Source organism: Buttiauxella sp. A111, assembly GCF_014189855.1.
Lineage (GTDB): Bacteria > Pseudomonadota > Gammaproteobacteria > Enterobacterales > Enterobacteriaceae > Buttiauxella > Buttiauxella selenatireducens.
In genome coordinates this window covers 610,265-624,850 of sequence record NZ_BJFN01000002.1, presented here as the reverse complement: position 1 = coordinate 624,850, position 14,586 = coordinate 610,265, and the positions used below count along the sequence as shown (strand labels likewise).

Here is a 14,586-nt window from a genome sequence, read left to right as displayed (position 1 = left end):
CACGTTGCGGGGCTTTTTACATTCTGCGACCGGTAAATCATGCAGTCGCAGGGATCACGCAATGAAACAGCAGGCAGGCATTGGCATTCTGTTGGCGCTTACTACAGCAATTTGCTGGGGAGCACTGCCAATAGCAATGAAACAAGTGCTGACGGTAATGGAACCCCCTACGGTGGTCTTTTATCGATTTCTGATGGCAAGCCTGGGGCTCGGTAGCATTCTCGCGATACGCGGAAAATTGCCACCTTTACGCCTGTTTCGAAAACCACGCTGGTTGGCTTTGCTCGCCATTGCTACAGGTGGGTTGTTCGGAAACTTTTTGCTGTTTAGTTCTTCGTTGCAATACCTGAGTCCAACGGCTTCTCAGGTGATTGGCCAGCTTTCCCCGGTGGGAATGATGGTGGCAAGTGTGGTTGTGCTCAAAGAGAAGATGCGCGGCACGCAAGTCATCGGCGCCATAATGTTACTTTGCGGGTTGGTGATGTTCTTTAACACCAGCCTGATAGAAATTTTTACCCGCCTGACGGATTACACTCTTGGGGTGATATTCGGTGTTCTGGCGGCGACAGTGTGGGTCACCTATGGCGTGGCGCAGAAGGTATTATTACGCCGCCTGGCCTCGCAACAGATCCTCTTTTTGCTGTACACTTTATGTACTCTTGCGCTTTTGCCGCTGGCTCAGTTGGATAAAGTTTTCCAACTCAGTCATTGGCAACTGGCATGTTTAGTTTTCTGCGGCCTGAATACACTGGTTGGGTATGGGGCATTGGCAGAAGCAATGGCACGGTGGCAGGCGGCACAGGTTAGCGCCATTATCACGCTGACCCCGCTGTTTACTTTGCTATTTTCAGATTTATTAGCGTTAGCCTGGCCCGATTTCTTCGCCATGCCGTTACTTAACCTCGTAGGTTATACCGGCGCGTTCGTCGTGGTTGCAGGTGCAATGTATTCAGCCATTGGTCACCGTCTTTGGGGACGTTGGCGCAAAACCGAAGCTGTCCTTCCAGTACAACGTTCGGGCGAATGATTTACGGAGAAGTGAAATGAAGTTTGTTGATGAAGCAACGATCCTGGTCGTAGCAGGTGATGGCGGTAACGGCTGCGTTAGCTTCCGTCGTGAAAAATATATTCCCAGAGGTGGCCCGGACGGTGGTGATGGCGGTGATGGCGGTGATGTCTGGCTTGAGGCGGATGAAAACCTCAACACATTGATCGATTATCGCTTCGAGAAATCTTTCCGCGCTGAACGTGGTCAAAATGGTCAGAGCCGTGACTGTACCGGTAAACGTGGTAAAGACATCACGGTTAAAGTTCCTGTGGGGACGCGTGTTATCGATCAGGGCACTGGCGAAACCATGGGTGACATGACCCAGCATGGTCAGAAGCTGATGGTGGCTAAGGGCGGTTGGCACGGTCTGGGTAACACCCGTTTTAAATCATCTGTAAACCGTACTCCGCGTCAAAAGACCATGGGTACGCCGGGTGAGAAGCGTGATATCCAGCTTGAGCTGTTGCTGTTGGCTGACGTGGGTATGCTGGGTTTACCTAATGCTGGTAAATCTACGTTCATTCGCTCTGTTTCAGCGGCAAAACCAAAAGTAGCGGATTATCCGTTTACTACCTTGATTCCAAGCCTTGGCGTAGTCCGTATGGATAACGAGAAGAGCTTTGTGGTTGCTGATATCCCAGGGCTGATTGAAGGCGCTGCTGAAGGCGCTGGCCTCGGTATCCGCTTCCTGAAGCACCTTGAGCGTTGCCGTGTGCTATTGCACCTCATCGATATCGCGCCAATCGATGAATCAGATCCGGTTGAAAATGCCCGTATCATCATTGGTGAGCTGGAAAAATACAGCGAGAAACTTGCTGACAAGCCACGTTGGTTAGTATTCAACAAAGCCGATCTGATGAGCAAAGAAGATGCCGAAGCGCGCGCCAAAGAAATTGCGACGGCGATGGGCTGGGAAGATAAATACTATCTGATCTCTGCTGTTAATCGCGAAGGCGTCAACGCACTGTGCTGGGATGTAATGGACTTTATCATTGCTAACCCGAAAGTTGCTGAGCTTCAGCCTGTGGCACCTGAGAAAGTTGAGTTTATGTGGGATGACTACCATCAACAACAACTCGACGCGGTGGAAGCAGAAGAAGACGAAGATTGGGATGACGACTGGGATGAAGATGACGACGAAGGTGTCGAAATCATTTATCAGAAATAAAACGTTATCATAAAAAAGGCCGGAGATTTCCGGCCTTTTTTTATTGGTTCTGTGATGGGATCCAGCAGCTTGCTTGCAGACCAACACCATCGATACCGTTATCCAACGCCAGTTTTCCATGATGAAGCTGGACGATTCGTTGGACAATATTCAGCCCAAGTCCACTTCCACCATAACGTTCATCCATTCGACGGAATGGATCGGTAATTGTCTGGCGATGTTTTTCGTCGATGCCCGGTCCCTGGTCTGAAACCGTTAGCTTCGCCCCGTTATCCTGGGCGGTTAATGATATCGAAATGGTACTTTTAGGCGGACTATATCGAGATGCGTTTTCCATCAGGTTACGCAACATCAGGCGAAGTAGCACGGCATCACCCTGAACGGTATTTTGGCCTTCATGTGGCCAGATAATGGTTTGCTCGCGCAAGAGTACCATTTCTTCCATTTCAATCTTGAGCGGCGAAATGATGTCACGATACCAGTCAAGCGTGTCGTAATGACCACTCGCCAGCGCTTGTCCGGCACGCGAGAGCATCAGCAATTGCTCAATGGTATGCATCAACTGGTCTATACGTTCTAACAGCATAGGAGCTTGCTGAACGCCTGAGTTTGCCATCAACTCGAGGTGTAGCCGAATGCCAGCAAGGGGCGTTCGTAGTTCATGTGCGGCATCTGCGGTAAATAAGCGTTCTTGCTGAATGGTATGGTTGAGTCGCGCCAGGAGTTGGTTCAGTGAGTTGGTCACGGCTACCATTTCGTCCATATCTGAATACATGGAGAGCGGTGACAGGTTGTCAGCAGACCGATTTGCAAGGCTTGTGCGCAGGCGGTTCAAGGGACGGGTTATCCAGGTAATCGCCCAAAATGAGAAGAACAACGTGAAGCCAATCATCACCAGAGAAGGTACCAGTAACGACGCAATCGCTTCGCGGATTTCCTTCTCTACATGTTGATTTCGGGATTTAGCTGAAAGCGTTTCGCTGACCAGGAAACTGATTTGCTCACGACTTTCATGCCACAACCAGATAACGCTAATTAATTGAAAAAACAAAAGAATAAGTGCAAGGAGCACCATCAGGCGCTGGCGCATACTGTTCATACACGGCTATCCAGTCGATAACCCACGCCACGAATGGTTTTGATCCTGTCTTTGCCTAATTTACGTCTCAGGTTGTGGATGTGCACCTCAAGCGTATTTGAACCAGGATCGTCCTGCCAGCTGTAGATATCCTGTTGCAACGTTTCGCGGTGCACAGTCTGCCCGATACGCATCATCAAACGTGTCAGTAAGGCGAACTCTTTTGGGGTGATTTCGACGGGTTGATCTTGCAATAGTACCTGCTGAGTTTGCAGGTTGAGCGTCAGATCATCATGTTGAATAAGGTTATCGCTATGTCCTTGATAACGACGGATTAGAGCCCGCGTACGGGCTTGCAATTCCGCGAGAGCAAAGGGTTTGACTAAATAGTCATCGGCACCAGAATCCAGACCATTGACGCGATCTTCCAGTGCATCGCGAGCTGTCAGTATCAGCACAGGCGTGCTGATACTGCGACGCCGCCATTGCCTTAATAGTGCGGCGCCATCTTTATCTGGCAGACCAAGATCGAGAATAATCATGCCGTACTCGCCACTTTCGATCAGCGCATCTGCTTCGGCAGCGGTCGTGGCACAATCAAGCGCGTAACCCTCGGCGTTCATTGCCAGTACCAGGCCTTCCCGCAACAGTAAATCGTCTTCAACAATCAGTAGTTTCATAACTCAATTATTCTGGTAGATATCCTTATAGAGGCGGCTTTCAAAGCGCACTAACGGGATACGACGGTTACGTTGATCGGCAGGCTCGACAGCATAGCCTGACAAATATTGCACAAAGGCCATTCTTTGACCGCTGGCAGTGGTAATAAATCCAGCAAGGTTATAAACACCTTGCAGTGAACCCGTTTTCGCAGAAACTTTACCATCAACCCCGGCCTGATGAAGGCCAGCACGATATTGTAAGGAGCCGTCATAACCCGCTAACGGTAACATTGAGATAAAGTTTAGCTCGGTGTCATTTTGGGCGATGTACTGAAGTACCTGCATCATGGTGGCGGGGGAGATGAGATTGTGACGCGACAACCCAGAACCATCGACCACGATACTATTTCCTAAATCAACGCCTGCTTTCTGCCGAAGGATTTGCCGAACGGCATCTGCTCCGGAGCGCCAGGTTCCCGGTACACCAAAACGGTTATGGCCGATAGTTCGAAAAACAGTATCGGCAATCATGTTGTCCGATTTCTTGAGCATAATCTTTAACAAATCGTGCAGTGGCGCGGATTGCTTACTGGCGATAACCGTACCGGGGGTATTCGATTGTGTTTGACGTAACAGGGTTCCGCTATAACTAATACCCGCTTCTTTAAGCTCAGCTTTCAAAATCGCACCCGCGTAACTTGCGCCATCTTGTATCGCGAATGCCAGTGGGAGAGGGTCTGCTCGCTGGGTCATACAGCCGGTTAGCGTAAAGCGATTTAAATCACCGGGAACGACATCCAGTTCGCAATATTGTGCATCAGGGGAACCTTTTGCGAGCGTACGAACCTGGCTGAACATCACTACCGGATAGTAAGAAGCGATACGAATAAACGCTAAATCATCCGCTTTTGGTGCGCTGTAGAGTGAAATAGAAAAACAGTTTCGGTCGACAATAGCGGCGGCTGGCGGTGCGCTAAAACACTGCGTCATATCATTCCATGGCCAACCTGGCGCTTTGTCATGGCTGGCGAAAACCGACGTATCAACCAGCACATTGCCCTGAATTTGTTGCACACCTGATTTTTTCAGAACAGCCACCATATTGCGAATATCCTGACGTTTTAACGTTGGATCGCCACCAAATCGCGCAATAAGGTCCCCTTGCAAGACGCCATTACTGACTTGAGCATGGCTTTCAAGGGTGGTCGTAAACCTGAAATCTGGCCCTAACTGTAGAAGTGCCGCCAGAGCCGTGATGACCTTTTGAGTACTAGCAGGCAGCGCCATCTGTTGACTGTGATAGTCAATCGAGGGAGCGGGCGCACCTACTTTTTGCACCATCAAAGCCAGATTCGCACCAGCAGGCAATTGGGAGGTATAGTCTTCTACGTTGGCAGCCTGGACGCTGAACACCACAGCACTGGTCAATCCAATGACAAATCTAAAAAATCGCATAATCTCGCGGTAACAACCTGGAAACGTGCCGTCATACTACGGTGCATCGCGGTGCAAAGTAAACGATGACCCTCAGTGAACTCCAGGGTAAAATACAGGTCAATTTGGAAACCGTTCCTGGCCTGGTGCTTTGCACCGGGTCAGTTTTATTTTGCTTAGTGCCAGGGGTTTGCCTTATTTATGCAAACCAGGCTCTGGATTCAGAAGTGCCGCAGGGCAGTTCTGAACAGGAAAGTTTTGAAGAGGTATAACAATGCAACCTATTCCGATGACCCTACGTGGCGCAGAAAGATTACGTGAAGAGCTGGATTTCCTGAAGTCTGTGCGCCGCCCACAAATTATTGCCGCGATCGCTGATGCCCGCGAACATGGCGATTTAAAAGAAAACGCTGAATATCATGCTGCGCGTGAGCAACAGGGTTTTTGTGAAGGTCGAATCCAGGATATCGAAGCTAAGCTGTCCAATGCTCAGGTTATCGATATCACAAAAATGCCAAATAACGGTCGTGTCATTTTTGGCGCGAGCGTGACGGTTTTGAATCTGGATAACGACGAAGAGCAGACTTATCGCATTGTTGGCGATGATGAAGCTGATTTTAAACAGAATCTAATTTCTGTGAACTCACCAATCGCTCGTGGTCTTGTGGGTAAAGAGGAAGATGATGTTGTGGTTATCCGCACGCCGGGTGGCGATGTAGAGTTCGAAATTGTAAAAGTGGAATATTTATAATTTCTGCTACGCTTTTTTATAGCGTGGCGTATTGTAAAGAAAGGAAAAAGGCCGCATCGCGGCCTTTTATCAACTAACAGAGCGTGGCATTTTGCACACTCTCTGCTTATTTTGGCAGAGAAATCTTGCGCTCTTTAGACGGGCGATAGAGCACCAGCGTTTTACCGATAACCTGTACATTACAGGCGCCGGTTTCACGCACGATGGCATCTACAATCAAGGTTTTAGTTTCGCGGTCTTCCGTTGCGATTTTCACCTTGATTAACTCATGATGTTCAAGCGCTTGTTCAATCTCGGCCAGTACCCCTTCGGTCAAACCGTTATTGCCAAGCATAACTACAGGCTTGAGCGGATGAGCAAGACCTTTCAGGTGCTGTTTTTGTTTAGTACTCAGATTCATCGTATTTTTTGCTTACTTTGGGATTGAAAACGGTTCATTCTACCGCCATCTCTACTGTATCGCCAAATCGGTTGTGCTGAGAACTCTACAGCCTGCTATTCACGATGAACAAAGTTGGAATTTGAGATGACAGGTAAAAAGCGTTCTGCCAGCTCCAGTCGCTGGCTGCAGGAACACTTTAGCGATAAATATGTAATTCAGGCACAGAAAAAGGGGTTACGTTCCCGTGCCTGGTTTAAACTTGATGAAATACAGCAAAGTGACAAACTTTTTAAGCCAGGAATGACGATTGTTGATCTTGGTGCTGCTCCCGGAGGCTGGTCACAATATGTGGTGACTCAAATCGGGAATCAGGGGCGAATCATTGCTTGCGATCTTTTACCAATGGATCCTATCGTTGGTGTTGATTTCCTTCAGGGTGATTTTCGTGATGAACTAGTCGTGAAAGCTCTGTTGGATCGTGTTGGTGACAGTAAAGTTCAGGTTGTCATGTCAGATATGGCTCCAAATATGAGCGGGACACCGGCAGTAGATATTCCTCGGGCTATGTATTTAGTAGAACTGGCACTGGAAATGTGCCGTGACGTTCTGGCCCCAGGCGGTAGTTTTTTAGTGAAAGTGTTTCAGGGCGAAGGTTTCGATGAATACCTGCGAGAAATTCGCTCCCTGTTTACGACAGTTAAAGTTCGTAAACCGGACTCTTCTCGTGCCCGCTCACGTGAAGTGTACATTGTAGCGACAGGGCGAAAACTATAGTACCCTGACGCTGTTTGTTAACACAGTTGTAATATGAGGTTAATCCCTTGAGTGACATGGCGAAAAACCTAATACTCTGGCTGGTCATCGCGGTTGTGCTGATGTCTGTGTTCCAGAGCTTTGGGCCCAGCGAGTCAAATGGCCGTAGGGTGGATTACTCCACTTTCCTGTCTGAAGTAAATCAGGACCAGGTACGCGAAGCGCGTATTAACGGACGTGAAATCAACGTTACCAAGAAAGATAGTAACCGATACACGACTTACATCCCCGTTAACGATCCTAAACTGCTTGATAACCTGCTGACCAAAAATGTGAAAGTAGTAGGCGAGCCGCCTGAAGAGCCAAGCTTGCTGGCTTCTATTTTCATCTCCTGGTTCCCAATGCTATTGCTAATTGGGGTCTGGATCTTCTTTATGCGTCAAATGCAGGGCGGCGGTGGCAAAGGTGCCATGTCGTTCGGTAAGAGTAAGGCGCGTATGCTCACCGAAGACCAAATTAAGACCACTTTTGCTGACGTCGCAGGTTGTGATGAAGCAAAAGAAGAGGTCGCAGAACTGGTTGAGTACCTTCGTGAGCCAAGCCGTTTCCAGAAACTGGGCGGTAAAATCCCGAAAGGCGTGCTGATGGTTGGCCCTCCGGGTACCGGTAAAACCTTGCTGGCGAAAGCCATCGCAGGTGAAGCGAAAGTACCATTCTTTACAATTTCCGGTTCTGACTTCGTTGAAATGTTCGTGGGCGTGGGTGCATCTCGTGTTCGTGACATGTTTGAACAAGCTAAGAAAGCGGCACCTTGCATCATCTTCATTGATGAAATCGACGCCGTTGGCCGTCAGCGTGGTGCAGGTCTGGGTGGTGGTCACGATGAACGTGAACAAACGCTGAACCAGATGCTGGTTGAAATGGATGGTTTCGAAGGTAACGAAGGTATTATCGTTATCGCCGCAACAAACCGTCCTGACGTACTTGACCCAGCATTGCTGCGTCCGGGCCGTTTTGACCGTCAAGTTGTGGTTGGCCTGCCAGATGTGCGTGGCCGCGAACAAATTCTGAAAGTCCATATGCGTCGCGTACCGTTGTCTCCAGACATCGATGCCGCAATTATTGCACGTGGTACTCCAGGCTTCTCTGGTGCTGACCTCGCAAACCTGGTTAACGAAGCTGCTCTGTTTGCTGCCCGTGGCAACAAACGTGTGGTCTCGATGGTTGAATTCGAAAAAGCGAAAGACAAAATCATGATGGGTGCGGAACGCCGCTCCATGGTGATGACAGAAGCGCAAAAAGAATCCACCGCATACCATGAAGCAGGTCACGCGATTATTGGTCGCCTGGTTCCAGAGCACGATCCGGTACACAAAGTGACAATCATTCCACGCGGTCGTGCGTTGGGTGTGACTTTCTTCCTGCCGGAAGGTGATGCGATCAGTGCCAGCCGTCAGAAACTGGAAAGTCAGATTTCTACGTTGTACGGTGGTCGTCTTGCTGAAGAGATTATTTACGGTGCTGAACATGTTTCTACTGGCGCGTCTAACGACATCAAAGTAGCAACATCCATCGCTCGTAACATGGTTACCCAATGGGGCTTCTCTGAGAAACTCGGTCCGTTGCTGTACGCGGAAGAGGAAGGTGAAGTGTTCCTGGGTCGTTCAGTGGCGAAAGCGAAACATATGTCCGATGAAACTGCGCGTATCATCGATCAGGAAGTTAAGCTGTTGATTGAGCGTAACTACGCTCGTGCTCGCCAGCTACTGAATGAAAATATGGATATTCTCCACACCATGAAAGACGCATTGATGAAGTATGAAACTATCGATGCGCCACAGATTGATGATCTGATGAATCGCCGCGATGTGCGTCCGCCAGCAGGTTGGGAAGATTCAAACAACGGCAACAACAATTCTGACAACAATGGTACACCACGTGCACCGCGTCCGGTCGATGAACCGCGTACGCCGAATCCTGGTAATACAATGTCAGAGCAGTTGGGCGACAAATAAGTCGTAACTGCCGGATGTTAATGCAGTAATCTATTTAAACCCTGGGCTTGTCCCAGGGTTTTTTATTTTGGAAATAGCCTTAGTTAATACAAGGGAATCTCGATGAAACTCACAGCTCAGGGCAGCACGCTTGATCTTTCACATCCACATATCATGGGGATTTTGAACGTCACGCCAGACTCCTTTTCCGACGGTGGACAGCACAATTCGTTAGTGGAGGCCGTTAAACACGCTAACTTAATGATCAACGCAGGCGCGACGATTATTGATATTGGTGGTGAGTCGACGCGTCCTGGAGCGGCTGAAGTGAGCGTCGATGAGGAGTTATCCCGGGTCATTCCTGTCGTTGAGGCTATCGCGCAACGTTTTGAAGTCTGGATCTCAGTGGATACCTCCAAACCGGACGTTATTCGTGAATCGGCGCGAGTCGGCGCGCATATCATCAATGATATACGTTCGTTGCAGGAGCCCGGTGCACTTGAAGCGGCCGCAGAAACCGGTTTGCCGGTTTGTCTGATGCATATGCAGGGCGAGCCTAAGAATATGCAGCAGGCGCCACATTACGAAGATGTCTTTGCCGATGTGAATCGATTCTTTATCGACCAAATTGCCCGCTGTGAAGCGGCTGGTATCGCAAAAGAAAAATTGTTGCTCGACCCGGGCTTCGGTTTCGGTAAAAATCTTACACACAATTACCAACTTTTGGCCCGACTATCCGAACTCCATCACTTTGGTTTACCGTTGTTGGTGGGAATGTCGCGTAAATCAATGGTTGGCCAACTGCTTAACGTCGGGCCAGATCAGCGTCTGAGTGGCAGCCTTGCTTGTGCAGTGATAGCCGCAATGCAGGGGGCTAATATCATTCGAGTTCACGATGTGAAAGAGTCAGTCGAAGCGATGCGCGTGGTGGAAGCCACACTTTCAGCGAAGGAAAAAAAACGCTATGAGTAACCGTAAATATTTTGGCACAGATGGCATTCGCGGTCGTGTAGGCGATTCCCCAATTACCCCTGATTTCGTCCTTAAACTTGGCTGGGCTGCTGGTAAAGTGTTAGCTCGTCACGGCTCACGTAAAATTATTATCGGTAAAGACACCCGTATTTCAGGCTATATGTTGGAGTCTGCGTTAGAAGCGGGCCTGGCGGCGGCGGGTTTATCCGCCTCATTCACCGGCCCGATGCCAACGCCTGCTGTTGCTTATCTGACCCGCGCATTCCGTGCAGAAGCAGGGATTGTTATCTCCGCTTCGCATAACCCATTCTATGATAACGGGATTAAATTCTTCTCTATCGACGGTACTAAATTGCCTGATGACGTTGAAGAAGCCATTGAAGCTGAAATGGAAAAAGAAATCACGTGCGTGGATTCTGCCGAGTTGGGTAAAGCCAGCCGTATCGTTGACGCAGCGGGCCGTTATATCGAATTTTGCAAAGGCACTTTCCCGAACGAGTTAAGCCTTAATGGTCTTAAAATTGTCGTTGATTGTGCTAACGGCGCGACTTACCACATTGCACCAAATGTACTGCGCGAGTTAGGCGCCACTGTTATCCCTGTTGGCTGTGAGCCAAACGGCGTTAACATCAACGAAAAATGCGGTGCTACTGACGTGCGTATGCTTCAGGAGCGCGTGTTGGCTGAAAAAGCGGATATTGGTATCGCACTGGATGGTGATGGTGACCGTGTAATCATGGTGGATAACCTGGGCCATAAAGTTGATGGCGACCAAATCCTCTACATCATCGCTCGTGAAGGATTACGTCAGGGTCAATTGCGCGGTGGTGCAGTAGGCACGCTGATGAGCAATATGGGCCTCGAGTTGGCTCTTAAACAGTTAGGTATCCCGTTTGCGCGTGCAAAAGTGGGTGACCGTTATGTTCTGGAAAAACTGCAGGAAAAAGGCTGGAGAATTGGTGCTGAAAATTCAGGGCACGTGATCCTGCTGGATAAAACGACTACTGGTGACGGCATCGTTGCAGGTTTGCAAGTACTTACCGCGATGGTGCGCAACCACATGAGCCTGCACGATTTGTGCAGTGGAATGAAATTGTTCCCTCAGATTCTGGTAAACGTACGCTTTACTGCGGGTAGCGGCGATCCACTTGAGCATGACACAGTGAAGAAAACCACTGCAGAAGTGGAAGAAGCACTGGGCAGCCGTGGTCGCGTGTTGCTGCGTAAATCCGGGACTGAACCTTTAATCCGCGTAATGGTTGAAGGGGAAGACGAAGCACTGGTTATCGAGTATGCAAATCGTATTGCTGATGCAGTAAAAGCGGTATAAAGCATTCGCGTGTGAATTGTGTGAAAAGGCGGCGTTTGTCGCCTTTTTTCTAAGCAAAAGTGCGTGTGTTGCTGTTTTTTTCCGCAGTCAGCGAAATGTGAATAAATTGCCCTTGCGCAGATCGAAGGCTTTGGTTAGTATTCTCACCCGCTTCAGTGGGTAAACTTAAACGTATCCGCTTGACTGGTTTGAAGCTTTGGTATGCGGTAATACCGCAAGGAACAGGTTGATTATGTACGAAGCTCTTTTAGTTTTTTTCCTTATTGTAGCGTTAGGCCTTGTAGGTCTTATCATGCTGCAGCAAGGTAAAGGCGCTGATATGGGAGCCTCCTTTGGAGCAGGCGCTTCCGCGACACTGTTTGGTTCAAGTGGTTCAGGTAATTTCATGACCCGCATGACCGCTGTGTTAGCAACGCTGTTCTTTATCATCAGCCTGGTACTGGGTAACCTCAATACCAACAAAACCGATAAAGGAAGTGTGTGGGATAATTTAACTCAGCCAACAAAAACTGAGTCACAGCCAGCGGCACCTACCAAGCCGAGCAGCGATATCCCGCAGTAAGTTGTCAGCATTGATGCGGTAAGAATTGATTACCGTATCCAGAGTGCCGAGGTGGTGGAATTGGTAGACACGCTACCTTGAGGTGGTAGTGCCCGATTGGGCTTACGGGTTCAAGTCCCGTCCTCGGTACCAAAATATCTGCATTTCTTGCATTTTATGCAATATCGGCGTAATATTTGCCACGTTTTCGGACGCGGGGTGGAGCAGCCTGGTAGCTCGTCGGGCTCATAACCCGAAGGTCGTCGGTTCAAATCCGGCCCCCGCAACCACTTTCCCTGAGAGTTCTTTTTCAAATATACTGTGAACACCAGTTGGTGCCTCGCGAAGAATTTAGAAAAAAATTCTCCTGGATGGTGTCCGGGCCGCTGTTGCGGTATACAGGGTTCAGTTATATAAAGCCTCGATTTATCGGGGTTTTTTGTTATCTGACTTCAGAATAACTGGGCTATATGCCCTTTTTTCATTTCTTGGGGGTGGGCTTGTCCACATTAGAGCAAAAATTAACAGAGATGATTTCAGCACCGGTCGAGGCGCTGGGCTATGAATTGGTAGGGGTCGAATTTGTTCGAGGTCGCCAATCCACGCTGCGCATCTATATTGATAGTGAAGCAGGCATCAATGTTGATGATTGTGCTGATGTCAGTCACCAGGTAAGTGCAGTACTGGACGTCGAAGACCCTATCACTGTGGCTTACAACCTGGAAGTTTCCTCACCAGGCCTTGATCGCCCAATGTTCTCAGCAGAGCATTACGTTCGCTTTACTGGCGAAGAAGTGAGCATTGTGTTGCGCATGGCCGTGCAAAACCGTCGTAAATGGCAGGGTATTATTAAAGCCGTAGAAGGTGAGATGATCACGGTTACGGTGGAAGGCAAAGATGAAGTGTTCGCGCTGAGCAACATCCAGAAAGCGAACCTGGTACCCCACTTTTAATAGTTTGGATTGAGGTGAAAACCCAGGATGAACAAAGAAATTTTGGCTGTTGTTGAAGCAGTTTCCAACGAAAAATCATTGCCGCGTGAGAAGATTTTCGAAGCGCTGGAAAGTGCACTGGCAACAGCGACTAAGAAAAAATACGAACAAGAGATTGATGTTCGCGTTAGCATCGATCGTAAAAGTGGTGACTTTGATACTTTCCGCCGCTGGGTCATTGTAGAAGAAGTTACCCAACCAACGCGTGAAATCACCCTTGATGCAGCACAATTCGAAGACCCTGCGCTGAATGTTGGCGAATACGTTGAAGACCAAATCGAATCTGTGACTTTCGACCGTATCACCACCCAGACTGCAAAACAGGTTATCGTACAAAAAGTACGTGAAGCTGAACGTGCAATGGTTGTTGATCAGTTCCGCGAACACGAAGGTGAGATCATCACCGGTGTTGTGAAGAAAGTTAACCGCGAGAACATCTCTTTGGATCTCGGAAGCAACGCCGAAGCGGTTATTTTGCGTGAAGATATGCTTCCGCGTGAAAACTTCCGCCCGGGTGACCGTATCCGCGGTGTGCTTTATGCTGTGCGTCCGGAAGCTCGCGGTGCTCAACTGTTTGTTAGCCGTTCCAAGCCTGAAATGCTGATCGAACTGTTCCGCATTGAAGTGCCGGAAATTGGCGAAGAAGTTATTGAAATCAAAGCCGCTGCTCGTGATCCAGGTTCTCGCGCGAAAATCGCTGTGAAAACCAACGATAAGCGTATCGACCCAGTAGGTGCTTGTGTTGGCATGCGTGGTGCGCGTGTTCAGGCAGTATCTACAGAATTGGGTGGTGAGCGTATTGATATCGTGCTGTGGGACGATAACCCGGCACAATTCGTTATCAACGCTATGGCACCGGCTGACGTGGCTTCCATTGTTGTCGATGAAGACAAACATACAATGGACATCGCGGTAGAGGCAGGTAATCTGGCACAAGCAATCGGTCGTAACGGTCAGAACGTGCGCCTGGCAGCCCAACTGAGCGGCTGGGAACTCAACGTAATGACTGTTGATGACCTGCAAGCTAAGCATCAGGCTGAAGCACATGCGGCCATTGATACCTTTACCAAATACCTCGAGATCGACGAGGATTTCGCCACTGTATTGGTAGAAGAAGGTTTCTCCACTCTCGAAGAATTGGCATACGTGCCGATGAAAGAGCTGCTGGAAATAGATGGCCTTGATGAAGATACAGTGGAAGCATTACGTGATCGCGCCAAAAACGCCCTCACCACACTGGCATTGGCGCAGGAAGAAAGCCTGGGCGATAACAAACCTCAAGAGGATCTGCTGAACCTCGAAGGTATGGATCGCAATCTGGCCTTTAAACTCGCTTCGCGCGGTGTGAGCTCGCTTGAAGACCTGGCTGAGCAAGGTGTCGACGATCTGTCAGATATTGAAGGTTTAACCAACGAGAAGGCCGGTGAATTGATCATGGCTGCTCGCAATATCTGCTGGTTTGGCGGCGAAGCGTAATAAAC

At 49.1% G+C, this 14,586-nt stretch carries 14 protein-coding genes and 2 tRNA genes; 12 read left to right on the top strand and 4 right to left on the bottom strand.

All coding sequences use genetic code 11. From position 1 onward, the window contains the following. Positions 1-61: 61 nt before the first annotated feature. Together BSPA111_RS08900 and cgtA are read left to right on the top strand one after the other, a co-directional pair. A complete protein-coding gene (locus BSPA111_RS08900) occupies positions 62-1,027 on the top strand; it encodes a DMT family transporter (protein ID WP_183270795.1) in 966 nt (321 codons plus the stop codon). 16 nt (positions 1,028-1,043) lie between these two features. Beyond that, positions 1,044-2,216 (top strand): Obg family GTPase CgtA, encoded by a 1,173-nt coding sequence (gene cgtA, locus BSPA111_RS08895; protein ID WP_183270794.1) that lies wholly within the window; start codon positions 1,044-1,046, stop codon positions 2,214-2,216. A gap of 40 nt (positions 2,217-2,256) precedes the next feature. On the opposite strand, the gene pmrB is transcribed toward cgtA, so the two are convergent. The 3 genes from pmrB to dacB are packed head-to-tail and all read right to left on the bottom strand — an operon-like array spanning position 2,257 to position 5,411. Beyond that, on the bottom strand, positions 2,257-3,315 hold the full coding sequence (gene pmrB / locus BSPA111_RS08890; RefSeq protein ID WP_183270793.1) for a two-component system sensor histidine kinase PmrB: 1,059 nt from the start codon (positions 3,313-3,315) through the stop codon (positions 2,257-2,259). Further along, on the bottom strand, positions 3,312-3,974 hold the full coding sequence (gene pmrA, locus BSPA111_RS08885; protein WP_183270792.1) for a two-component system response regulator PmrA: 663 nt from the start codon (positions 3,972-3,974) through the stop codon (positions 3,312-3,314). The genes pmrB and pmrA overlap by 4 nt, the downstream gene beginning before the upstream one ends. 3 nt (positions 3,975-3,977) lie before the next feature. Beyond that, positions 3,978-5,411, bottom strand: coding sequence for a serine-type D-Ala-D-Ala carboxypeptidase (gene dacB, locus BSPA111_RS08880; RefSeq protein WP_183270791.1), 1,434 nt, complete (start codon positions 5,409-5,411; stop codon positions 3,978-3,980). Positions 5,412-5,664: 253 nt separating this feature from the next. Here dacB and greA point away from each other — a divergent pair, with 253 nt between their 5' ends. Next, positions 5,665-6,141 (top strand): transcription elongation factor GreA, encoded by a 477-nt coding sequence (gene greA, locus BSPA111_RS08875; RefSeq protein WP_183270790.1) that lies wholly within the window; start codon positions 5,665-5,667, stop codon positions 6,139-6,141. A gap of 106 nt (positions 6,142-6,247) precedes the next feature. On the opposite strand, the gene yhbY is transcribed toward greA, so the two are convergent. Next, on the bottom strand, positions 6,248-6,541 hold the full coding sequence (yhbY, locus tag BSPA111_RS08870) for a ribosome assembly RNA-binding protein YhbY (RefSeq protein WP_008454796.1): 294 nt from the start codon (positions 6,539-6,541) through the stop codon (positions 6,248-6,250). A gap of 126 nt (positions 6,542-6,667) precedes the next feature. Here yhbY and rlmE point away from each other — a divergent pair, with 126 nt between their 5' ends. The 9 genes from rlmE (at position 6,668) to nusA (ending at position 14,581) form a co-directional block, all read left to right on the top strand. Beyond that, positions 6,668-7,297 (top strand): 23S rRNA (uridine(2552)-2'-O)-methyltransferase RlmE, encoded by a 630-nt coding sequence (gene rlmE / locus BSPA111_RS08865; RefSeq protein ID WP_034459701.1) that lies wholly within the window; start codon positions 6,668-6,670, stop codon positions 7,295-7,297. Positions 7,298-7,353: 56 nt separating this feature from the next. Then, positions 7,354-9,291: an ATP-dependent zinc metalloprotease FtsH gene (ftsH, locus tag BSPA111_RS08860; RefSeq protein WP_183270789.1), complete on the top strand. Its 1,938-nt coding sequence runs from the start codon at positions 7,354-7,356 to the stop codon at positions 9,289-9,291. Between the two features lie 102 nt (positions 9,292-9,393). Next, positions 9,394-10,242, top strand: a complete 849-nt coding sequence (gene folP, locus BSPA111_RS08855; protein WP_183270788.1) for a dihydropteroate synthase — start codon at positions 9,394-9,396, stop codon at positions 10,240-10,242. Further along, entirely contained in the window at positions 10,235-11,572 is a 1,338-nt protein-coding gene (gene glmM / locus BSPA111_RS08850; protein ID WP_183270787.1) for a phosphoglucosamine mutase, read from the top strand. Before folP ends, glmM begins: the two co-directional genes overlap by 8 nt. Positions 11,573-11,804: 232 nt before the next feature. Beyond that, entirely contained in the window at positions 11,805-12,134 is a 330-nt protein-coding gene (secG, locus tag BSPA111_RS08845) for a preprotein translocase subunit SecG (protein WP_183270786.1), read from the top strand. A 45-nt stretch (positions 12,135-12,179) separates the two neighbouring features. Next, positions 12,180-12,266, top strand: a tRNA-Leu gene (locus BSPA111_RS08840). A gap of 60 nt (positions 12,267-12,326) precedes the next feature. Continuing rightward, positions 12,327-12,403, top strand: a tRNA-Met gene (locus BSPA111_RS08835). A gap of 210 nt (positions 12,404-12,613) precedes the next feature. After that, a complete protein-coding gene (gene rimP, locus BSPA111_RS08830) occupies positions 12,614-13,066 on the top strand; it encodes a ribosome maturation factor RimP (protein ID WP_183270785.1) in 453 nt (150 codons plus the stop codon). Positions 13,067-13,093: 27 nt separating this feature from the next. After that, on the top strand, positions 13,094-14,581 hold the full coding sequence (nusA, locus tag BSPA111_RS08825) for a transcription termination factor NusA (protein WP_183270784.1): 1,488 nt from the start codon (positions 13,094-13,096) through the stop codon (positions 14,579-14,581). Positions 14,582-14,586 lie beyond the last annotated feature (5 nt).

Bases quoted from the DNA above. Each gene is read 5' to 3' on its own strand.
- nusA (WP_183270784.1), top strand. From the start codon at position 13,094: ATGAACAAAGAAATTTTGGCTGTTGTTGAAGCAGTTTCCAACGAAAAA.
- cgtA (WP_183270794.1), top strand. From the start codon at position 1,044: ATGAAGTTTGTTGATGAAGCAACGATCCTGGTCGTAGCAGGTGATGGC.
- pmrB (WP_183270793.1), bottom strand. From the start codon at position 3,315: ATGAACAGTATGCGCCAGCGCCTGATGGTGCTCCTTGCACTTATTCTT.
- pmrA (WP_183270792.1), bottom strand. From the start codon at position 3,974: ATGAAACTACTGATTGTTGAAGACGATTTACTGTTGCGGGAAGGCCTG.
- folP (WP_183270788.1), top strand. From the start codon at position 9,394: ATGAAACTCACAGCTCAGGGCAGCACGCTTGATCTTTCACATCCACAT.
- secG (WP_183270786.1), top strand. From the start codon at position 11,805: ATGTACGAAGCTCTTTTAGTTTTTTTCCTTATTGTAGCGTTAGGCCTT.
- greA (WP_183270790.1), top strand. From the start codon at position 5,665: ATGCAACCTATTCCGATGACCCTACGTGGCGCAGAAAGATTACGTGAA.
- dacB (WP_183270791.1), bottom strand. From the start codon at position 5,411: ATGCGATTTTTTAGATTTGTCATTGGATTGACCAGTGCTGTGGTGTTC.
- ftsH (WP_183270789.1), top strand. From the start codon at position 7,354: ATGGCGAAAAACCTAATACTCTGGCTGGTCATCGCGGTTGTGCTGATG.
- yhbY (WP_008454796.1), bottom strand. From the start codon at position 6,541: ATGAATCTGAGTACTAAACAAAAACAGCACCTGAAAGGTCTTGCTCAT.
- rlmE (WP_034459701.1), top strand. From the start codon at position 6,668: ATGACAGGTAAAAAGCGTTCTGCCAGCTCCAGTCGCTGGCTGCAGGAA.
- glmM (WP_183270787.1), top strand. From the start codon at position 10,235: ATGAGTAACCGTAAATATTTTGGCACAGATGGCATTCGCGGTCGTGTA.
- BSPA111_RS08900 (WP_183270795.1), top strand. From the start codon at position 62: ATGAAACAGCAGGCAGGCATTGGCATTCTGTTGGCGCTTACTACAGCA.